Raw genomic sequence first — 20,990 nt, forward strand, 5'->3', positions numbered from 1 at the left:
CAATAGAAGGCCGAAAGGCCGTATTATCGACTAAGAATAACGCGTTTTGTAAGGTTTTGTGCACGGTACGTAAGGCGAACAAGGTAAATACCATTCGGCACCGGCTGATTTAGCACATTTACACCATCCCAATAGAACTCGTTTTGGCCTGTAAAGCCTACTGAGCCCGAGTTTAAATAAACCATTCTGCCTGAGCTATCATAAATGCGAAGGAGCGTGAAGTCCGTTTCTGGCAGGTTAAAACTGATCGTTACAAAATCGCTAAACGGATTTGGGGTAAGGCCAGTAAACTCAAATCCATCAGCCCCTGGAGTATCTTCATCTGGCTCCACGTTGTCTATTTGCGAAACAAACAGCCCGTTGCCATGTGTAGCAGCCAAAATCTGCCCATCACTTCTTCGGTAGTCCACCATATTCACTACGCTATTGCCAATTTCGGCAGGAGACTCTTGCTCCCAAACCGTACTCTGCCCATTAAGCGATTCTGTGCTGTACAAACCTGTGCTGGTTGCCGCGTAATAGGCCAAACTACCATCTATTTTGGGCACCATATTTACCCAACGCACCGAAGGGCCATTGCCAGAACCATCAGGGTTTTCTTCTAAACTGCCAGACACATCGGTATAAGTAAGCCCGCCATCGGTAGAGCTGTAAATACTCGGAATACCATAATTGGAAAAGGACACTAATATTTCATCTGCATTTTCAGGGTTTATGGCAATGCTGCGCACATATGCACCTTCTATAAAATCAGGAGCTGTTATGTCGGTTACGGAATAACCTTCAGTGCTGGCATCATCAATTCTGTACACTCTTCCACCACTTGTTCCATAGTAAACAATATTGTCTGGCTTGGTTGAGGCAGATACGGCACTTACCACACCCTCAGGAATTTCGGTTCTCTCCAATTTGCTCCAGTTGGTTGAAGTTGGACTATCAGAGCCCGCACTTACCTGCGAAAGGTTGCGGTTGCGCCAAACCACTTCGCCACCTGCCAAGTACATACGATTCTGGTTGCTCGGGTCGAGCACAAATGGATTGATGAACAAATACCTTCTGGTTGGGTCTACATTGCTTCCGCCACCTACTGGGTCTACCCTGGCAAAAGAGGTTAGTTGCTCGTCTTCATTAAACGTAAGCCTGAATATTCTGCTGTTTTGAGACGACATGTAATAGTAAATACCCAAACGGGTGGTTGCCGTAAAGGCGCCATCTCCACCAATTACTCGGCTGCCGTTGGGCTGAGCACCAATATTGTCGTTGGTATAGGTTAGAATTGAACCATTATCTTGCGTGCCTCCAAGCACAAAATTATCTGTTGGAAATTGACTAACCGTACCCGTGTAGAACTGGGTTGTTTTATAGCCATTGTTTTTCGATTGATAAACTGGCCTATCTACATACACATCATCCGTTCTGAAAATCCCTCCATCATTGGCAGAAATCATCACGTTAGGATTGGAAGGCAAAAATGCAATACCATGCTGATCGGGATGATGGTTTTCGTAAAGTGAGCCGCCATTTTCAATATCTTCTTGGTCGGGATCGTAACCTCCAATCCAGCTTACGTTTTCAGCGGTGGTAAAACCATCAGTAGACTTATAAAGGTTGGTTCCTCCGATAACCACCAAGTTGGGGTCAGTTGGGTGAACAGCTACCACTGTATTATAAGAACCTTGCGAATCGAAAGTAGCCAAGTCATTTTCGCCACTCGGCATATTGGCCGAAAGATTGGTTACTACGCCTGTCGCATTATTGTAGCGGTACAAGTCTGTTTCAATTCTACCGTTACGCTGCAAAACAGAAAGCAGGTAAACAAGGTCCGGATTGCCAGCAGATGAACCAATCTCTGTTCTTCTTTTAGGGCTCGAACTATTGCTCGGTACAACCTTGTCCCAGTTAATCCCATCAGTTGACTTATAAACTCCACCTAACGGAGACAATTCTTGGTTATCATTAGTAATGTCGCTTATTGAGGCATAAAAAGTACCGTCTGAAGTTCTGTGAATATCAGTATAGAAATTAGACACGATATTGTTCAAGTCTGTATTAGGCGCCAGATCCAGCAAGTCAACACCAAGCACGGTTTCCCAAGTAAGTCCACCGTCTTCAGACCTTACAATTCCGCCAAATACAGCCGCCATCACTACATCATCAGCACTATTTGGGTCGGTTGTAATGTCCCACACGTACTGAAAAGGGCTTGCAAATTCGGTAGGAGTAGATTGGGTAGAAGTTAAAGGCTGCCAAGTAAGGCCACCATCGGTAGATTTAAACAGGCCATCGCCACGAAACGGTGCCCCAGCTTCTCTTGCCGAGTTTCCTACCAACTCGCCAGTGCCGTAATACCAAACATTCTCCTTACCTGCCCTAACATCTTGCGTAACGGCCGTTACACTTTGAATCTCGTTGGCCTGGGTCATCTTTTGCCACGAAGCACCAGCATCTGTAGAACGCCACATACCACCGGTTACACCGCCAGCAAGCCAAATGTTCTCATCCAAAACATCTAAAGCAAAAGCCCTTGTTCTTCCCCCAAAATTATTTGGGCCGATAGAGCGCCACGTAAGTACCTCCTCTTGGGCTTGTTCTCCTTTGGCTGCTAATGCGTACTCCCTTAAATACTGCTGTCGCAGGCGGGCTTTGGCAAAAGTAAGCTCGCGGCTACGCATATCTTGAGGTACTACACCAGTTTGTGGGTTAGCCAACATTTGCTGTTCGTACTCATAGCGAGATTGTAAATCTTCGCGTTCATCGCCAACTTCAGCTTCACGCTCCTCTCCCATTTCGGCTTTGGCCTCAGGAAAATCAACAACAAGAGCTTCGTGTTCTTTTTTAGGCAGAAAGATTATGATGGACCAAAACAACACGTAGGCCATAACGCCTGCAATGAGATACTTTTGCGATAGTTTTTTACGCATACCCTAAACTAACGTAATAAACGGAAGTGTTCGATTAATTAAACTGACAAATTACCATTGTTTGCCAAAGTTTTGTTCACCATGCGCATAATTGAGTCGTTCCCATTACATAGCTTGGTTATTTCGGCCAGTGGAATCCAGGCCAAATCTTTAGACTCATGATTTTTATTGAGCGTATTGAGCAAGCTTCCTTTAAAGCAAAACCTAACATCATAATGATCGTGAGTAGGAATACCCTTACGCTCAGGAATATTATGAATATCTAAATCGAAAATCTCTGTAGACAAGAGTGTAAAACCGGTTGCCCCCGATTCTTCTTCCAACTCCTTCTGTGCCACCCTCAAGAGGTTGGCATCGCCATCAGCATGACCTCCTAATTGCAGCCATTTATCGAGCTTAGCATGATGCAGGAGCAACGCATGTTCTCTGCGTTCGTCTACCACCCAGGCCGAAGCAGTAAAGTGAGCATGTAACAAAGATCGCTCGAAGCAATTTTCATAGGCTAACAAGTCGATCATTTTAAGTTTAAAAGCCTGCTCATTTTCATCAGCAGGCTTATAATTTTTAATTAATTCTAAAAGTGCTTTTTTCTCAGAGTCCATCCGATATTACTACGTTGGCTTTGTTCAACTTCCCTTCTTCCAATTTACTCACAATTTCACCGCCACCGGCATTGTCTTTATCACCTTTTCTAACTACCACCCAATACGACATTGGCGTTAGTTTTTTAAAGGTAACCCTTCCTTTTTGGTCGGTTAGCATCGGCTCTTGCACAGGGTTTTCTTCTCTGGCATAGTCTGCTTCTGTTTTATACAGCGCTACTTCAGCTCCCTTTACAATGTTCCCGAGCTCATCGAGCACGGTAAGTCTCAATTTGGTTGAAAATATTTGCGCTTCGGCTTCATTCGGCATAGCCATAGCAGCTCCTGCCAACAAAACAATCATTAATAGTCGTTTCATATTGAATTTATTTACTCGTCAATTTATCGAATAATTCATCAAATGGTTGCGCTTTTGAATACAAACGGTCGGCATAAATATTTGCCATAAAGCGCAGGTAATTTGGCTTTCGGTTCACCTCAATTTTCTCGATAATAATATTACCAAATCGTTGGTTAATTAAGCTTGTATCTAAGTCGGCACTTTGTGGTTTTAAGTACCATTTTTCTATGGTCTCCTCGTAGGTATCCTTGTCCATTATACGCCTATCGCTCTGAGCCAATTTATAGCCTTGCTCTAGGGTTTTATCTTTTAGGTAGTCGAAAAAATTTTGAAAGGAAATTGGGGTAAAAACCTGATTAAAGGTAATGGCAAAACCGTTGGAGTACCTGGACTCCAGCAAGTGCACCTCCATTTGACTGGCTATTTGCTTCTTTTTTAAGTGATAGGCCCTGTCAAAATCAATGAGCATACTTTCGCTCTCTTCACTTTCAACCCATGTTTGGTACTGGGCTAGTTCTTTCTCAGTTCTGCTTAATTGCTCATGAATAAACGCAGCTTTTGACGACTGCTTCCCAAAAATTTTCCCAACTACATTATCAAAAAAACTCACATTCCACCTTTTAAAATTCCTTAATCAATTTGTCTGCCAGAAACTATGTTTCCAGTATCGTCATAGTGCAATTCACCATGATCTATCAATTCGCTCAGCACCTCCATTAACAAATCTCTTTGTTTAGGTTTTAGCAAGCTCACCACCTTCTCAGCATCTGCAACAACCCCACTATGCATCAGGTTCAACAACTGCTTTTTATAGTGCTGCTTCAGTTTATCATCGTCTCCGTGTTGCTTTTTGCTAATGCAAACATCGCAAACCCCACAAGTATCAAACCCTTCTTCTCCAAAATACTGTAACAACTGCCTTGTTCGGCAATTATCCGTGTCGTGCAAATAGGCGATTACACGCTCCATTTTATGCAGCTTTAACTTTCTCCTTTCCTTAATCGACTCGCTATCTAGGGTCATTCTATCTGCCGACTGCTTAGGAACCAAAAATGAAAGCTGTGGTTTGTCTTTTTGCGGTAAATAGTTGAGCACATTTAGCTGAGCCAAATACGCCAAAACATCTCGTGTTGCTTTGGTAGATGTTCCCAACAATGCTGCCAAGTTACTTTCATTAATCACCACCTCCTGCTGATATAACTCTCCACCATAAAGCCTCAGCAAAGCTTTAACTACAGGATCATACTTGGCATTGGCAATCTGAAACTCATACATTTTGCCCTGCGACAATGCAAAGCTCAACTTTGGCGGGCTGAAGAACTCTTCTGAAAGGTAAATTAGACCTTGTTCTTGCAGCACTTTTAGCGCATGAAATATCTCTAACGGGTGCCTATCAAATCGATTGGCGAATTCCGGCACATCTATATCAAAGCTCTGTTCAGGCATGCTGCCATTAGCCAACTGAAAATAGTTACCTAACATTTGATACACTTCTTTAATCAAGTCGATTTCTGGCACCGACTGCTCCACACGCTTTCGCAGCGTATCAATGCCTTTCTGGTTGCAAATAAGCACGGCAAAAGCCTTTTGCTCATCACGACCTGCCCGGCCGGCTTCTTGATAGTAGGCCTCCAAATTTTCTGGCAGATCCATATGAACAACCAAACGCACATCGGGCTTGTCAATGCCCATACCAAAGGCGTTGGTTGAAACAATGATGCGCGTACGCCCATGAATCCAATCTTCCTGTTTCTGGCTTCGCTCTTGATGGGTTAAACCTGCATGGTAAAAGTCGGCCTCCACATGATTGCGGTAAAGAAACGCGGCCAATTCTTTTGCGTGTTTTCTGGTAGAAACGTACACAATGCCCGAACCCTGAATGCGATTGATTATTTCAAGTAGTTTTCTATCCTTGTGTTCTTCGAAACGAACGGCATACGATAGGTTAGGGCGCGAAAAACTCTTTGTAAATCGTTGACCATTTTTAAACTTCAGCCTCTCCTGAATATCCTTGCGGACTTTTGGGGTTGCCGTAGCCGTAAGGGCAACAATAGGTGTTTTTGGCAACAACTCCCTGATATTTGCAATCTCCAAATAAGCCGGACGAAAATCGTAGCCCCACTGTGATATGCAGTGCGCTTCGTCTACTGCTATGAGTGAGACCCCACGTTCTGCCTCCACTCGTTTAATGCGCTCCTGAAACAGCTCTGTCTTCAACCTTTCGGGTGAAACGTAAAGAAATTTCATTTCGGAATTCACCGCATTTTCAAGCGTGTAATCTATTTCTCTTTTGGTAAGACCAGCATGTAAAGCCGCTGCCGAAATTCCCCGCTTTTGCAGCTGGTAAACTTGGTCCTTCATAAGCGCGATAAGCGGAGTAACCACAATGCAAAGTCCATCGAGCAAGAGGGCCGGCACCTGAAAACAGATGGATTTACCTCCACCGGTTGGCAGTAGCGCCAAGGTGTCTTTTCCATCTAGCACCGACTGAATAATGTCTTCCTGTAGCGGCCTGAACTGCGCATAGCCCCAATAGTTTTTTAAGACATCAATCGGTCGATTCATGGATTGAAATTACGAAATGAATGGAAAGAAGATGCAATAAAGGTTTAAGTTAATCTAGGCTACTATCAGAGCTTTTTTATCCGACACAGTAATTGTAACGTTACTGCCAGAGTTAAAAGTCAAGAAATCTGATTCAATGCCGTCACTGAAAATCACACCGTTAGAAGACATTTTTGAGCTTAACTGCAACCCCTCTCCTTTTCGTATCACACCACAACCGATATTAATACCAGACGACTTGCTCGCAAATGGTTCTCTAACAACAAAAATTAATTGATCAGCATCCCAACTCAAATGTGTACCTAGGTCATGAGAATAACCCCTAAGTAAATTTAGGTTATTTGCCATATTAAATACGGAACTTAACCAACCAGTCGATCCGGCACCTGTGGAAACGATAACACCACTAGAGGACTGCTCTTCTGATTTTCCCATATGTGATATTTCGTATTTTGAAGACACATGTGAAGATGCCCCAATAAAAAGGTCATTAAATGCGAGCAATGACTGACCATCATCCAGTTTGGCTTCTGCCATAGTTACCTGCTTAACAGCATAGTCGTTTTTCATCACTCGGCCCAAAGTCTTTTCTAAATCATCAGGAACAAATGGAAGAAGCACACCATCATATTGTTCGGCATCGGGATTTACTGCCACAATTGGCAATCCGTCAACATATTTCGCAGTATTTGCTACTAAACCATCTTGCCCGAGAACAAGGGGTAAGTCCTGCTTTGAGAAGATATAGGTTGGGAGAAATGACCTATCAAGCTCCTTTACTTTTAGCAATGATTTCAAAGAGGCTTTTACTATTTCAAGTGACTCATAAAACTTATTATGTTCTTGTTCATAAAACGAGAAGTCACCTCCAGCTCTCTCTAGATAAAACTTGGCCTGAGCTTTTGAGTTAAAACGCTCAACTAACTGCTCAAGCCTTGTCTTATCTCTAATAATTATACCTCTCTCAAACTCCATTACTTAGCTATTTTTGGTTCCTATAATCGAGTTTAGTAATTCTGGAGAAATATTAATTGAGCCTATCTTATCAGCATTTTCAGCCAACTCCCTAAACGCAAGGGCTATATTGTCCTTAGCATTTACTCCGCGAGAGTTAATCGCCATAAGCGTTTTCCAGTCAAGTTCTTTATATGGTTTTAAAGAAGCCGTTAACATGTACTCTTTTGCATCAGCTTCTTTCTTTTGATTTTCGACTTTTAAGGCAATCAATTTTTGTTTCTTCTCCTCTAAGGAAATACTGGCTTTCACCTCCATTTCCTTTAATTCTTGTTCGTTGTTTTGCTTAACAACTTCTGTTTCCATTTGCTTCTCAGCAATTTGTTTCTGCTTTTGCTCGACCGCTATTTCAGTATTTAATTCACTCTCTTTAATCACGCGCTCTTGCTCCACTGCAAAGTTTCTTCGTTCATATATCGCTTGGTCAGCTTCCTTTTGCAAAGACTCCCTAGTCTGCGCTTCTAAAGCTCTGCTCATTTCTGGGTTTGGAGTCACACCTAAAACATTGACACTAGTGATTTCAATTCCGAGCATCAATACTGCCTTAGACTTTTGAACATTTTGAAAAATGTATTCTTCAACCTCCTTCAGATTCCGTAGAGATTCTCTTAGGTTCATTTTTTGAATTATCGATGAACTGGCAGTTTGCACTTCATTAGAAATTCTTTGCTGAATTTTTTCGTGATCATCTTTTAAATACCTCCCTTTAGAATCCACTGTAAAGTCTAAACAATCAGCTAACTTTTGAGGCTCAACTACTTTAAAAGTTACTTGCCCTTGAACGGTTACTTCTTGATAGTCCTTAGTTGACTCTTTAAAGACAAACTGTAAATCCTTACTCCCAATTGGAATTGAAACAATAGAACTAACTGGGTTGTAGTAGAAAAAGGACAACCCCCTACCTTCCTTCTTTACTTTTCCTTTTTTAAAAAGAATAACATGATTCATTGAATCGAACTTGATGTAATTATATCCGAGCATGATAGAAATATTTAATTTGCGTAATAATTACACAAATATAATTTCGAATACCGGTAATCAAAATAATTTTGCGTTTTTTTTACGCAAAATCAAATTTCAAATACAAACCCCTCCTTTTTTAGTGAAAAATACCGTTCTGAATTAAACCTAAATAAGTTTGCAGGCCTCCCTCTACCTGTTGATGATTTTTTATCAAGTTCGTCAAGTAATCCAAAACTCAACATCTTCTTTCTAAAGTTCCTTCTATCGATTGGCCTCCCCAATAATGTGACATAGAGGTTTTCTAAATCCGAAAAAGGAAACTCTTTATCAAGTAATTCAAATCCTATTGGCTCATATGTAACTTTGCCTTTTAACCTATTGATTGCAACCTCAATAATTCTCTTATGATCAAAAGCAAGTTCAGGGAGCTCATCAATATCGAACCATTCTGCCTCTTCTGCATCGGTAGATGCGTTAAGATCAAAATCTTGAGGCTTAATCAATCCGTAATAAGCTACAGAAACAACTCTTTCTCGCGGATCTCTGTCTGATTCACCAAAAGTATAGAGTTGCTCTAAGTAACTTATGGACACCCCTGTTTCTTCTTTCAACTCACGCTGAACCGCTTCTTCCAAACTCTCAGATGTCTTAACAAAACCACCAGGAATAGCCCACTCTCCTTTATATGGAGCAATCCGCCTTTTAACCAGTAGTACTGAAATTTTGGAATCAGATTCATATCCAAAAACCACCGCATCCACAGTCAGTTTGATACTTTGCTTAATCATATTGCGTTATTTCTACGCATAAAACTAACTAACCATTTACTTAAACCAAACTTCCTCAAAATATCCATCGCTACGAACAATATGGTAAGGAGTAGATTGCTTGTCTAAAAGGCCCTTCAGTTGGTTTGTTTTATAATAGGAAAGTGTAGGTGCCACAATAACCTGAGCGGGTTGAAAACTGGGGTTCGAAAGTAATTCGAAGCTAGAATCGCCCGAGACAATGCAGAAGTCGACTTTAATTTCTTCATTCAGTCTTACCTCATTATCAGGTGCTAAAAACAACACAGATTTACCATTGAATGTGACGAGTTTTCCCAAAACCGTTTCGGCTATCGGGAAATCGAGGGCATCCGTTGCAGGGGCTTGCGAAACACCTGCCAACAACCGTTTGGCATACAGATGGAATCGCTGTCTTTCCGCATCGGCCATAAATGCCGAATCAGCAATCAGCTTGCCTTGGGTTCCTTGCCGAAAATCAACTGCCATTGTGTTTGATATATTCATAACAGCTATTTCGGACGAGTCCCAGTACGCAGCTTTGTGATTGACTTGATTGATACAAAACAGCAAAGCAAATCCAACGCCCACCTTGAGGTAATAAAGCTTTTTCCGTATAAAAAATAAGGCAATGGTTATAATGAGCGCATATAGAGCCCAAGTATCGAGGATGTCGGTAAAAAGCCCCTCTGCCAAACTTCCAGGCCAGGCACTCACCCAATCGACCACTACATTCACCAACCAAATAAAACTTGAAAGCAACCAACCCAATGCCTCGGCCAGCAAGGGTGCAAAACTCAGCACCAACAGCGCCAAACCAGACATAAGAATTACGAAAGCTGCTGGGATAATAAAGAGGTTTGAAACTAAAAAGTAATTCGGAAACTGATGAAAGTAAAGCACACTCAGCGGTCCGGTGGCTATTTGTGCTGCAATAGAAACACAAGTAATGGCCCAAATTTTATCTAATAACCAGTATTTGGTCTCCCATAGCGCGTATAGCTTAGGCTGAAGGTAAACAATACCCAAAACTGCCAAATAGGAAAGCTGAAAACCCACACTCATAATGAGGTAAGGATTATAAAGCAAGAGCGCCAGTGCCGAAGCGGCCAGTGTATTGTAGATATTACTTCGCCTAAACATAGCTCGCGACAGCGCGAAGAATGAAAACATGGTGACCGCCCTAAGTACAGATGGCGAAAGCCCAGTAAGTAGCGCGTAGCACCACAAAATCAGTATGCTGAAAATTGCCACATACCAACGAAACTGCCGCTTACCGAGCCCAACCCGTTTGATTAACCAAAGCAGCAACATATAAATTATACCCACATGCAAACCCGAAACGGCCAGCACATGCATGGCTCCAGTAGCCGAATAAGCCCGCAGTGTATCATCATCCAAATTATCCTTCACACCTAATACCAGCGCCAAGGCAATGGCACGCGATCTTTCATTCGGAATATACCTTTCGAACACCTGCTGACAACGGCTACTGAAGTATAGTGCTTGCCGCATAAAGTAATTGGGCGTTTGATGACCAATTACTGCAAAGTCCTTTCCAATGAATTGCTGAAAGTGAATGTTCTGATAAACCAGATAGCCTTTAAAGTTGAACTCACCGGGGTTAGCGGGGGCACTGGTTTCTTGTGGTTTTCCCTCCACAAAAAGTAAATCACCATAATTGAGTTCGGCACCGGCAAGTGTGTCCACATAAGCATTTACTTGACCTGCCGCTCTTTTCCATTCCACACCATCATAAGTCTCATAGACTCTCAGCACCACATTATATGTTCTGGCCTTGCGCTTGGGCTGTTCTAATATTTGAGCTTTGTAGGCCCTTACTTGCCACAAATCATTATTCAACAAATGGCTCGCTTGCTCAACATTCTTGTAAAGCTTAAGCCGCCAATTGCCTAGGCCAAATAATATCAGAAAGACCAATAGGGCATTAAATACGCTAAATTTTAAAGAGGACTTTAGGGCTAAACTGAAGAAGGCGAGAAAAGCTAAAACCAGAAAAGCTACTGGTAACAACACCTCATCACCTAAATAGTGATACCCAACAATACCAAGCGCAAAACATAGCACCAACCGAACGAGAGGATATGATGGAAAAGAAAAGATCAATGTGTGTTTATCTATTTCAGTATAGATAATTTACACAAAATGAACAGATTCTAAAAAAAGAAATATCAATACTTATTAATATTACAAAGCAAACAACTGACACTATCCCTAACTCACATTACAACGCCACTCATCACTATTAAAAAAATGGAAACAGTTGGTTTACAATCAGGTGAAAGCTGATCTATTACTTAGCGAAAAATTTGCCATGACTTTACACGAACTTCTAAGCCAAAGCAATAAATACAACCTTCCTTTAGTAATGAAGGAGCTAACAATAGGCAAAGGCGAGTCTATTTACACCCCAGGTTCTTCAACATACTACATGTATGAAATAGCCAGTGGTGCGGTAAAGCTGGGCAGCTACGGCAATCAACAGCAAAAAGTGACATACGATGTACTATCGCACCCCGATACCTTTGGCAATTTGCGCTACCTAAATGGCCAATTTTTTGAGTTTGCCGATAGTTTAATGCCAACCAAACTCAGGGCTTATCAGCTCGACTTCTTTAAGCGTGTAATTGTTGAAGACCCTGTAATTTCTGAATGGTTCAATAAAACCACTGTGGCGCGATGGTGTGTTGCAGAAACTAGGCTTTTCAAAGTGCGTGCGCTTAGCAGAGTAGAAAACTTACGCTCAATCGTAGAAGAACTGAACCAAACCGTTACCGATGCTAAAGGACGCATTCGCAACATACTGAACGAACTAAGCATGCAAGACCTTGGAGACCTTACCGGCATGACGCGACAAACTGTAAGCACCTTGTTACAACAGATCAACAAAGAAAAGGAGGCCATTTAGCCTCCTTAACCAGTGATTATTGCTTCAGAATTCCGGGCATTAAAACCCCATCTTTTGCCTCAAACTCTAATGACAAAAGCGCGGAAATCAATGGAGCAACATCTTCTAAACCTAATTGTTGAATTTCCAATCCGGATTTTATGCCTGCACCATAAGCCACAAAACCAGTCTCTATATCTTTAAAATCGGGGAAGTAACCATGCGTACCTCCACTGCCTGGCACCACATCGTTACCTTGTGCTGCAGATGACATAGCAATACCACGCACGGGCGCAATGGCCAACTCGGCATTCGGGTCAGCTCCAACTGCCATCAACTCTTCTTTTTCAACTACCCTAAAAAGCTTTTTGGTCTTTTCTGGTAAGTCATTCAAGACTTGCCTTACTTGCTCTAGCGTCTTCTTATCGTTGCTATCCTTTAAATGCAAGAAAGCCGCAGCCCCCGATGTATGAAAAACAGCTTTCCAATCGGCACTAGTTTTTTCCGCAGTAATTAGGCCTGCATTGGCCAACCACACATTAGGACTCAAACGAGAGTGAACATTTACAAAACCGTGGTCACCAGTAATAATGAATGTGGTTCTATCGGAGATACCCGCACGCTCGGCAGCCTCTTTAATTTTGCCAATTGCTCTATCTGCCGCAGCCAAGGCCATAGGTACTTTCTCTCCATCTCTTCCTCCCTCGTGCTGAAAGTGGTCCGTTGCTATCAGGTGAAGAGTAATGAAATTCGGCTTATACTTTTCAAGCACATATGCCGCCATTTCTCCAGTTCTATCCTCTCTATTTAGGTAGTCTCCATTAAAGGTGTTCGGGTTAATCTTGCCTGTAACCTCTCTTTCAAGTTCTTCAAAAAAGCCATCAGGCGTATCCTTATCAAGCATTGGCTGAATACGATCGCCTCCCGTTAAATACCAAAACTCTGGAATATTATAGTCGATTGGGGCATCTACTGTAACTGGCCATATAAACGAGGCCGACTTCATTCCTGCTTGCTGAACGGCATCCCAAAGCGTAGGCACTTTAATCTCCTTTTCATACCAGTACCAGCCTGGGTTTTCACCGTTAGTACTTAGCGGAGAGTTATAATAAATACCATGATTCCCTGGTTTTGCACCCGTAACCAGCGTGGTATGAGATGGATATGTTACTGAGGGAAAAACACCTCTAACACCTTCTGCTTTCACACCTCTTTCTGCCATCCATTTCATAGTTGGAGCCGGCCATTTTTCTTCCTGATAAAAATCTGGACGAAACCCATCGATAGAGATTAGCACTACATGGTCCGAAAGTCTTGATTGTGCAAAAACTGCCACTGAAGACACCAACAGCAAGCACGACATTATTATTCTTTTCATTTTAATTTGATTAGGTAGTGAAAGGACGGGACACTGCCCGCCCTTTTAATGCTCAAGTTTATTATTTACCAAAGGTGTATCGTACACCAAGCTGTAGTCTCCAAGGTGTACCACCAATCGGCTCATTGGCAGAGCCGGTTTGCACACTGTAGTCGTAAGCATTGGTAGCAGGATCGAAACCGGTGATTCTCATCAACTCTCGGTTTCTGCCATAGTTATGAGTATTTCCTTTAGATTTATTTAGGAAGTTAGCCACATTGAATAGGTCGGCAGAAAACTCTAAGCCATGGCCGGAAGGAAGGCTCACTTTCTTAAGCAACCTCATGTCTACATTAGCGAAGAATGGGTTGACCCCTGCATTTCTCTCTGCAAACTTTCCGAAGTTATCGCGCAGGTAATCTTTAAAGTGCGCAGGTACTTCTGGGTTATTCAGAATATCGTTATAACCTTGGCGAATGCTTTCCGGAGTAGATGGATCATTCGGGTCATAAATGTATGCTTGATCGTTAGAAAGGTTAAAGTCTCCGTTTGCACTTCTGTTGTTATTATCCACCACAAAGTTGAAAGGCGTACCTCCTTGCCCAGTAACAGTTACACCCAACACAAAGCCAAAGAATGAAGGAGTAGCTCCATTTACTACCACCTTATCTCTAAAGTTATTGTCGGAGTATCCATAGTTGAGATCTCTTGGGTCACCCGTTACAGGCAAAAAGGTAGAGGTATTTGCCACGCAACAGTTGTAAGAAGAATTGTCTTTCGACCTGTTCCAAGTATAGCTGGCATTGACATATCCATCTTTACCAATTTTAGCAGAACCAGACACAATGATGGCCTGTTGCCTTACAACACCGTCAGATTCCAAAACCAATGCTCTACCAACCTGATCAGAAATTCTACTGTTTTTCCAATCGGAAATTCCGCTAGCCGTTATGGTATTGGCAGGTACAAAAACCTCTCTACCTTCTGGCGTAACAAAGAATGGTTCCTCTACTAGATTAGCCTCTTGGTAAACGTAGTTATTTGTGGTTTTACTGGCCAACAGGTTTACTGAAATAGAATACTTATCTCCAAAGTAGTGGGTATAATCCAGGTTGAACTTTGCCGTTGTTGGCACTTCCCAATCGTCAGAAACTGCATTTATTGTACTAAATGGCACCTCACCTGCCGGCACACCCGGAGCAGAACCTGGGTTGTTTCTATACTCATTAAAGTCAGGTACAGGAACATTCGCGCCTGTTACATCAATAGCACCAAGTAGCGTACCCGAATTCTGAATATTATTTACCTGGGCATAGTAATGTGGTTGTGCACTAAATAAACCACCACCAATCTTCAATACATCTTTATCTCTTCCCTGAACATTCCAAATAGCCTGAATTCTTGGCTGAATGTTATCAATGTCCTTCGGCTTGTTGTCGGTTCGAATACCTAACTCATTAAACACTGTTTGATTGAATTCGGCTGCCTCGGTGAAAATTGTGGCATCCCAACGTAAGCCCGCAGAAAGATCAACATGTGGGTGCGGCTGAAACTCGGCTTGGGCGAAAAGCGAAAGGTCCAAAACAGTTTGCTTTACTATTGGCAACCCTTGCAAAGGCACTTCTCTGGCGTATCGGCTTGGTGTAAGGTTATCAAAATCATCAAGCGAATCGAAGAAGAAACGTCCGTTTTGCTCATTACTTAGCAAGGTTTCCAAATAGGTAATCATGTTATCTGTACCAAGCGTAAAGTTGAATTTACCCTTGTTCAAATAAGCAGTATTTGTAAACTGAATCTGATTCTCCAAATTGGTTTCAGGTGCATAACGTTGCCCTCCTAGCTGAACAGTTAAGGTTCTGTTAGAACCATCGGGCAAGGTTGAATTCACGTTTACAATTGCCCTAGGAATGTTAGAGCTTGGCAGCAATGAACTAGCCATATAAGCTCTTTCTGCATGCTGATACTGAACTTTCAATTCATTAGTAAACGTATTGCTGTAAGCCGACCTGAGGGACACCCCGAAAGTATTTTCTTGTGACTCAAAGTCTAACCAACTCTCTAGTACTTCAATGTTCGAGTTGTCACTACCACTCAATGGATCGTACCATTTATTCCAGTTGTTCTTAACCGTTAACCTGTGGATGTCATTTATTTGCCAATCAATTCTGGCAAAGAAGGTGTTAGCCTTAGACTGCTTTTCGAACTGACCTACTTGTTGGTCATTGCTCAAACCATATTTATCTCTACCAATTTGCAAGAACCTGTCAAGGTTGGCTTTGGTAATACCTGTTCTGTTCTCATCGTCTGTGGTTTGCAAATCGGCAATAAACACAGGATTGGTAGCATCTTGCTGCTCGTACACAGCAAAAAAGTGAAGCTTGTCTTTAATAATTGGCCCACCTAAGCTCACACCATATTGTGTGTTATTAAAATCTGCAGATCTTGGATTCTCTCTAATATCCAAATCGTTCTGAAGATTGTCGTTTCTGTGATAAACAAAGGCACTACCTTCCAATTGGTTGGTACCCGATTTTGTAACCGCCTTTACGGCTCCCCCACCTTGTCGGCCTTGTGTTACATCATAATCATTGGTAGAAACCTCAAAAGTTCGAATAGCCTCTTGAGAAATTGTGTATGGTCCTCGGCCAATCTCACCAGCGGTAAGCGTGTTTCTGGCATTAAGCCCATCGATGGTTACGTTGGTAGATGTTCTTCTTTGGCCACCCAAGTTTAAGCCACCGCCCCCTTGTAATGGCGAAAGACTGATAAGGTTGGTGAAGTTTCGGCCTTCAGAAGGAAGGTTCTCAATTTGGGTAGACTCTATCAAAGTACCTTCACCCTGCCTATCGATGGATGTTCTCAATTCATCGGCTTCAACAATAATGGTTTCCATTTGCGTTACCGATTCACTCAATTCAAAGTCGATGGTTAACCTATCGCGCTGCTTAATAGAAAAACCTTCTTTCTGTTGTGTTCCGAACCCAACAAAAGAAACCGTGATTTGATAAGGCCCGCCTAACGGAACCTGCTGAATAACATATTCTCCATTGGCGTTTGAAAGTGTACCGGTAAGAAACCCGGTAGATAAGTTTTTAAGCTGAATAGAGGCTCCTGGCAAAGTCAGGCCGTCATCGGCAGTAACCTTTCCTCTAATGCTTGCATCTGTTGCCTGAGCAAATGCTAAATTGCCCAAACACAGGCTTGCCAATGCAATAAATGCAAAGACAAATAGTCTGTTTTTAGATAGATAGTTAAGTTTCATAAGGATAGCTATTTGTTGCGAAGCTATCCCCACCTAATTGTTAGCAGATGTTAAGTTTTAACATCTGGCATCTTCTTAACATAGGCTTAAAGGTTACGTCCTGCCAATAAGCAAAACCTTAATCTAAGCATAAAGAAAAGGGTACTGAAAAATATTTGCGTTTGGCTAATTAAACGCGCTTCTCCATCTCGAAGTGCTCAATGCCAACCTCTTCAAACTTTTCGCCAACTTTCTGAAAACCATAGCGGGCATAAAGCGGCATTGCCGAAACCTGCGCATGCAAGTAAATGAGCGTGCCTTTGGCTAAGTCTTGCTTTTCGATATGGCCAAGTGTGGTTTGTACCAAACGCTTACCTACACCGCTACCTCTTTGGGCTTTAACAACCGCAAAACGCTCTAATTTTAGGCCTTTTCTCGTTTTTCTATAGCGGCAAGTACCTACAGGCTCGCCATCAATGTATGCAATAAAGTGAGTGGACTCATCGTCAAAACCATCGAACTCCTCCTCTGGTGGGCAGGCCTGTTCGTCAATAAAAACCACCTCTCTAATTTTAAAGGCTTCTTTTAACTCTTGGTCGTTTTCAACTTTTTTTACCCGTATCATTTTTCTTGTCTAAGTGTTTATCGTACGCCTCTATAATTTGCTTAACTAATTTATGGCGAACAACATCTTTTCCTGATAATTCTACGAAGGCAATCCCCTTCACGTTTTTCAAAATATTGTAAGACTCTACCAAACCCGACTTCTGCCTATTTGGCAAGTCTATCTGTGACTGATCTCCCGTTACAATCACTTTAGAGTTCGGCCCCATACGGGTCAAAAACATCTTCATTTGCATGGCCGTGGTATTTTGTGCTTCATCCAAAAGCACAAAGGCATTATTGAGCGTTCTACCACGCATGTAAGCTAGTGGAGCTATTTCTATAATGTTATTTTCCTGATAGTATTTCAGCTTTTCGGCCGGAATCATATCTCCCAACGCATCGTAAATAGGGCGCAAGTAGGGATCAATCTTTTCCTTCAAATCGCCAGGCAAAAAGCCCAGGTTTTCTCCGGCCTCCACCGCAGGGCGAGTGATAATGATTTTTTTAACCTCCTTATTCTTTAGCGCCTTTACGGCCATGGCTACCGAAATGTAGGTTTTACCTGTTCCGGCTGGCCCAATGGCAAAGACCAGATCGTTGTTATCTACAGCCTCCACCAAAGCTTTTTGGTTGGCGGTTTTCGGCTTTACAATCGACCCGCGCGAACCGTACACAAGTGTGTTATCGTCATTTGCCTCGGCCAGGTGTTCGGCCTCTTGCTTAATGTAAGACCTCACCTCTTCGTTGGTTACCTTACCAAACTTATGGTAATGCTGAATAAGCGACTGTAAGATTTCGTTTATCTGTAAAATTTCGGACGCGCTGCCCTTAATCAAAATTTGATTTCCGCGCGATACGATCTTGCTTTTAGGAAAAGCAGAAGCCATCTCTCTGATATTCTGGTTTTCAACTCCCAGAAAGTCTACCATGGCTATATTCTCTAGCGTTATAAGTTTTTCGACCAAATTATCTAAACGGGTTTCTAGATTGTGTAAGGTTAAAATTTCAATAATTTTGTTGCCAACAAAGCTAGCCAATTAAAGCCACATTTTTCGCCTATGCCGCTTATCACTTTTACTTCTGACTTTGGGTTGAGCGACCATTATGTGGCCAAGACCAAGGCATTGGTTTTAAAGGCAAATCCTAAGGTAGAAATCTTTGATATTAGCCACAACATTAGACCATTCGATGTGTCGCATATGGGCTATGTTTTACATTCTATTTATCAGGATTTTCCGGCTGGCACTATTCACCTTATTGGCTCTGCCGATACCACCTTTCAGCAAAACGAATACATTTTTGCAGAGTTGGAAGGCCACTTGTTTGTAGGACCAAACAACGGTATTTTGAGTTTGATAGACGACCGACAGCCCAAAACGGTCATTAAGCTCAACACCCCAAATGGCTTTATGTCGGTACCGGCTATTGCAGCGCAAATTGCTGCGGGCGAAAACCCAAGTAGTTTTGGCGAACCATTGGCCGAGCACAAGCAGTTTATGCAGCGAAAAGCCAGGGCTACGCGCAAAGAAATTTCTGGCCACGTAATTCGTGTTGACCATTATGGCAACCTTATTACGAATATTGAGAAAACCGATTTCGATATTTTGAGTCGCGACAGAAAGTACACCATTACTTTTGGGCGAGAGCGCCAGAATACCGTGCACGACTTTATTTCGCAAGTAGAACCGGGTGAGGTTTTCTTTGTTTTCAATAGCAACGAGCGCTTGATGCTAGGTATTAACCAAGGAAATGGCGCACAACTGCTAGGATTAGAATTCGACAGTCCCATCCACATAGCCTTTGAAGAATAATGCTGATTAGAATTGTAAGAATGACTTTTAAGCCTGAAGAGGTCGACAACTTTTTAGCACTTTTTGAGGCCACAAAAGAGAAAATTCGCGGCTTTGAAGGCTGCTGCCACCTAGAGCTTTGGAAAGACTACAACGAACCAAATATTTTTACCACCTACAGCCATTGGGAAAATGAGGATGCACTAAACAAGTACAGGCACTCTGAACTTTTTAAAGCAGTATGGGCAAATACCAAATCGAAATTTGCTGATAAGCCCGTGGCTTTCTCTTCAAAAAAAGAGATGGAGGTCGGGTGAACAATTCACCTCAAAAGCATTGCGTCATTCTCAATTGTTTTTGAGTCCTTCCATTGAAATTTGTTACCCGAAAAAACCTTCTTAGAAATTCTTTAGCTCAGTATTGGATTATATAAAATCTTTATCCATTTTTGCACTCCCAATTTCAGAAATGCCTTGGTGGCGGAATTGGTAGACGCGTTGGTCTCAAACACCAATGTCTTCGGACGTGCCGGTTCGACTCCGGCCCAAGGTACACCCAACCCTGTTAATCATTTGATTTTCAGGGTTTTTTATTTTTTAGGATTCCAATTTGGGTCACCTATTAATTTTTTACTATTAACATACAACTCATGTATTAGTGCATTTCATTATATTAAATAATGAGTAAAGGAGCATTAAATAGACACACTAGAGGAATTGCACATTTTATACAGTTAAAGGACGATTTTACCAATAATAAAGAACGATTATTAAACTCTTTACCGACTTTTATTAGAATAATGTTCCTAGATTCCAATCCTTGGATCAAAAAAATAAACTCTCATGATTTTATTTTACAAGTAGAAGTTCATTCAAAATTTGGGTTAAAAACAAGGCAGTTCTCGAAATTTAAATTTTGTGATCAAATCAAGCCTGACCGAGGAGATTCCCAATCAATAAAAATAAGTCCATTTTTAAATGCTTCAATTGTGACTTATCAAAACCATGAGTTTTCAGTTCAAGACTTTTGTCTTGCGCTCGGTTATAATGGAGCTTTACACATGGAATCTGAGGATAATTGGTACACACTCATTTATGACTCATTCATGAGCAAACATGAGTCAATAACAATCAATATAGTTGATCAAATAGCTCAAATCCTAATTACTCTTTTTGATACATTTCTTAGTTCAATTTCTGAAAAAGCATTTGGTTTTAGCTATCTCAATTTCGGACCAAGACTAACTGATAAAAACGGTAAATTTCTAGGCGCACTTCTCTACAGAGATTCATTTATGCAAATTGGAGTAAATGCAATTAAAAAATCTGGAATACGAATTTGTTGTGATCTAAAGTTGTTACAAGAAAACAATAAACATGAAACGATTTTCAGTTTGGGTCATAGTTCTAAACCTGAACAACTCTCAATTTCACTTTCACGTAACGGGAGCGTCCTTATCTATTCTTGTAGGTTAAATAGAAGTTCCACTCAAATCAAAATACCGATATCCGAAGATTATTATGAAAATTTGCAATATCTAGAATTCAGTATTTATCCGAGTGGAGATATTGTAATAGCTGAAAACTTTCGTTTGATTAAGCATGAAAAGTTCCATGGACAAATCTCAATAAGTAATTGCAAAATGGTAATCGGTGCAGATTTAAATGCTAGGAAATTCGGCACATTTTATTCTACCAAGTTAATTATGCATTCAGTATCACAAAATGGGACATTGAAGCGGATTTGGACTTCATCTTTAAAACGAGAAGCAGGATCTGATTATAGGCTGCCGTATAATATATTGAAGAGACCATTTTTATTCCCCAATTAACAATAAGGTATTAGTAATCATGAATCAAAATGAAAAAACACATTATTAGGTCATTTAGGAAATGACC

The 20,990-nt window shown here is 41.6% G+C and carries 17 protein-coding genes and 1 tRNA gene; 5 read left to right on the forward strand and 13 right to left on the reverse strand.

From position 1 onward, the window contains the following. Window positions 1-23 precede the first annotated feature (23 nt). The 9 genes from BMW98_RS19490 to BMW98_RS19530 all read right to left on the reverse strand — a co-directional run bounded on the left by BMW98_RS19490 (window position 24) and on the right by BMW98_RS19530 (window position 11,317). A complete protein-coding gene (locus BMW98_RS19490; protein ID WP_090261043.1) occupies window positions 24-2,921 on the reverse strand; it encodes a T9SS type A sorting domain-containing protein in 2,898 nt (965 codons plus the stop codon). A gap of 38 nt (window positions 2,922-2,959) precedes the next feature. Further along, window positions 2,960-3,523, reverse strand: a complete 564-nt coding sequence (locus tag BMW98_RS19495) for an NUDIX hydrolase (protein ID WP_090261045.1) — start codon at window positions 3,521-3,523, stop codon at window positions 2,960-2,962. Next, the gene (locus BMW98_RS19500) at window positions 3,513-3,881 is read right to left on the reverse strand and encodes a carboxypeptidase-like regulatory domain-containing protein (protein WP_139177712.1); all 369 of its coding nucleotides are present in this window, start codon (window positions 3,879-3,881) and stop codon (window positions 3,513-3,515) included. Before BMW98_RS19500 ends, BMW98_RS19495 begins: the two co-directional genes overlap by 11 nt. Before the next feature lie 7 nt (window positions 3,882-3,888). Next, window positions 3,889-4,473 carry a hypothetical protein gene (locus BMW98_RS19505; RefSeq protein ID WP_090261049.1) on the reverse strand — a complete coding sequence of 195 codons (585 nt, stop codon included), beginning with the start codon at window positions 4,471-4,473 and terminating at the stop codon, window positions 3,889-3,891. A gap of 20 nt (window positions 4,474-4,493) precedes the next feature. Continuing rightward, window positions 4,494-6,428 (reverse strand): RecQ family ATP-dependent DNA helicase, encoded by a 1,935-nt coding sequence (locus BMW98_RS19510; RefSeq protein WP_090261051.1) that lies wholly within the window; start codon window positions 6,426-6,428, stop codon window positions 4,494-4,496. A 54-nt stretch (window positions 6,429-6,482) separates the two neighbouring features. Beyond that, a complete protein-coding gene (locus tag BMW98_RS19515) occupies window positions 6,483-7,403 on the reverse strand; it encodes an NAD(+)/NADH kinase (protein ID WP_090261053.1) in 921 nt (306 codons plus the stop codon). Between the two features lie 3 nt (window positions 7,404-7,406). Further along, window positions 7,407-8,423: an SPFH domain-containing protein gene (locus BMW98_RS19520; RefSeq protein ID WP_090261055.1), complete on the reverse strand. Its 1,017-nt coding sequence runs from the start codon at window positions 8,421-8,423 to the stop codon at window positions 7,407-7,409. A gap of 89 nt (window positions 8,424-8,512) precedes the next feature. Continuing rightward, the gene (locus BMW98_RS19525; RefSeq protein ID WP_090261057.1) at window positions 8,513-9,193 is read right to left on the reverse strand and encodes an NUDIX hydrolase; all 681 of its coding nucleotides are present in this window, start codon (window positions 9,191-9,193) and stop codon (window positions 8,513-8,515) included. A gap of 36 nt (window positions 9,194-9,229) precedes the next feature. Continuing rightward, complete coding sequence (locus BMW98_RS19530; RefSeq protein ID WP_090261059.1) at window positions 9,230-11,317, reverse strand: ComEC/Rec2 family competence protein; 2,088 nt, start codon at window positions 11,315-11,317, stop codon at window positions 9,230-9,232. A gap of 208 nt (window positions 11,318-11,525) precedes the next feature. Between BMW98_RS19530 and BMW98_RS19535 the strand changes: the two genes are divergently transcribed. Further along, a complete protein-coding gene (locus BMW98_RS19535) occupies window positions 11,526-12,119 on the forward strand; it encodes a Crp/Fnr family transcriptional regulator (RefSeq protein ID WP_090261061.1) in 594 nt (197 codons plus the stop codon). 16 nt (window positions 12,120-12,135) lie between these two features. Here the strand turns inward: BMW98_RS19535 and BMW98_RS19540 are convergent, their stop codons facing one another. From BMW98_RS19540 to BMW98_RS19555, 4 genes are all read right to left on the reverse strand, one after another. Beyond that, a complete protein-coding gene (locus tag BMW98_RS19540) occupies window positions 12,136-13,476 on the reverse strand; it encodes an alkaline phosphatase family protein (protein WP_090261064.1) in 1,341 nt (446 codons plus the stop codon). A 61-nt stretch (window positions 13,477-13,537) separates the two neighbouring features. Beyond that, window positions 13,538-16,717, reverse strand: a complete 3,180-nt coding sequence (locus tag BMW98_RS19545) for a TonB-dependent receptor (protein WP_090261066.1) — start codon at window positions 16,715-16,717, stop codon at window positions 13,538-13,540. A 169-nt stretch (window positions 16,718-16,886) separates the two neighbouring features. After that, a complete protein-coding gene (locus BMW98_RS19550) occupies window positions 16,887-17,321 on the reverse strand; it encodes a GNAT family N-acetyltransferase (RefSeq protein ID WP_090261068.1) in 435 nt (144 codons plus the stop codon). Continuing rightward, window positions 17,299-18,267 carry a PhoH family protein gene (locus tag BMW98_RS19555; protein ID WP_090261142.1) on the reverse strand — a complete coding sequence of 323 codons (969 nt, stop codon included), beginning with the start codon at window positions 18,265-18,267 and terminating at the stop codon, window positions 17,299-17,301. The genes BMW98_RS19550 and BMW98_RS19555 overlap by 23 nt, the downstream gene beginning before the upstream one ends. A 93-nt stretch (window positions 18,268-18,360) precedes the next feature. On the opposite strand from BMW98_RS19555, the gene BMW98_RS19560 reads away from it, so the two are divergent. The 4 genes from BMW98_RS19560 (at window position 18,361) to BMW98_RS19575 (ending at window position 20,923) form a co-directional block, all read left to right on the forward strand. Further along, window positions 18,361-19,113, forward strand: a complete 753-nt coding sequence (locus BMW98_RS19560; RefSeq protein WP_090261071.1) for an SAM hydrolase/SAM-dependent halogenase family protein — start codon at window positions 18,361-18,363, stop codon at window positions 19,111-19,113. Next, window positions 19,113-19,409, forward strand: a complete 297-nt coding sequence (locus tag BMW98_RS19565; RefSeq protein WP_090261072.1) for a putative quinol monooxygenase — start codon at window positions 19,113-19,115, stop codon at window positions 19,407-19,409. Before BMW98_RS19560 ends, BMW98_RS19565 begins: the two co-directional genes overlap by 1 nt. Window positions 19,410-19,562: 153 nt before the next feature. Beyond that, window positions 19,563-19,644, forward strand: a tRNA-Leu gene (locus BMW98_RS19570). Window positions 19,645-19,771: 127 nt separating this feature from the next. Continuing rightward, window positions 19,772-20,923: a hypothetical protein gene (locus BMW98_RS19575; RefSeq protein ID WP_090261074.1), complete on the forward strand. Its 1,152-nt coding sequence runs from the start codon at window positions 19,772-19,774 to the stop codon at window positions 20,921-20,923. Window positions 20,924-20,990 lie beyond the last annotated feature (67 nt).

The sequence above is a fragment of the Roseivirga pacifica genome, from assembly GCF_900111145.1.
In the GTDB taxonomy this organism is placed as follows: Bacteria; Bacteroidota; Bacteroidia; order Cytophagales; family Cyclobacteriaceae; genus Roseivirga; species Roseivirga pacifica.

Excerpts from the sequence above, each read along its gene's own strand:
- BMW98_RS19490 (WP_090261043.1), bottom strand. The coding sequence starts at position 2,921 with ATGCGTAAAAAACTATCGCAAAAGTATCTCATTGCAGGCGTTATGGCC.
- BMW98_RS19495 (WP_090261045.1), bottom strand. The coding sequence starts at position 3,523 with ATGGACTCTGAGAAAAAAGCACTTTTAGAATTAATTAAAAATTATAAG.
- BMW98_RS19500 (WP_139177712.1), bottom strand. The coding sequence starts at position 3,881 with ATGAAACGACTATTAATGATTGTTTTGTTGGCAGGAGCTGCTATGGCT.
- BMW98_RS19510 (WP_090261051.1), bottom strand. The coding sequence starts at position 6,428 with ATGAATCGACCGATTGATGTCTTAAAAAACTATTGGGGCTATGCGCAG.
- BMW98_RS19515 (WP_090261053.1), bottom strand. The coding sequence starts at position 7,403 with ATGGAGTTTGAGAGAGGTATAATTATTAGAGATAAGACAAGGCTTGAG.
- BMW98_RS19520 (WP_090261055.1), bottom strand. The coding sequence starts at position 8,423 with ATGCTCGGATATAATTACATCAAGTTCGATTCAATGAATCATGTTATT.
- BMW98_RS19525 (WP_090261057.1), bottom strand. The coding sequence starts at position 9,193 with ATGATTAAGCAAAGTATCAAACTGACTGTGGATGCGGTGGTTTTTGGA.
- BMW98_RS19535 (WP_090261061.1), top strand. The coding sequence starts at position 11,526 with ATGACTTTACACGAACTTCTAAGCCAAAGCAATAAATACAACCTTCCT.
- BMW98_RS19540 (WP_090261064.1), bottom strand. The coding sequence starts at position 13,476 with ATGAAAAGAATAATAATGTCGTGCTTGCTGTTGGTGTCTTCAGTGGCA.
- BMW98_RS19545 (WP_090261066.1), bottom strand. The coding sequence starts at position 16,717 with ATGAAACTTAACTATCTATCTAAAAACAGACTATTTGTCTTTGCATTT.
- BMW98_RS19550 (WP_090261068.1), bottom strand. The coding sequence starts at position 17,321 with ATGATACGGGTAAAAAAAGTTGAAAACGACCAAGAGTTAAAAGAAGCC.
- BMW98_RS19560 (WP_090261071.1), top strand. The coding sequence starts at position 18,361 with ATGCCGCTTATCACTTTTACTTCTGACTTTGGGTTGAGCGACCATTAT.
- BMW98_RS19565 (WP_090261072.1), top strand. The coding sequence starts at position 19,113 with ATGCTGATTAGAATTGTAAGAATGACTTTTAAGCCTGAAGAGGTCGAC.
- BMW98_RS19575 (WP_090261074.1), top strand. The coding sequence starts at position 19,772 with ATGAGTAAAGGAGCATTAAATAGACACACTAGAGGAATTGCACATTTT.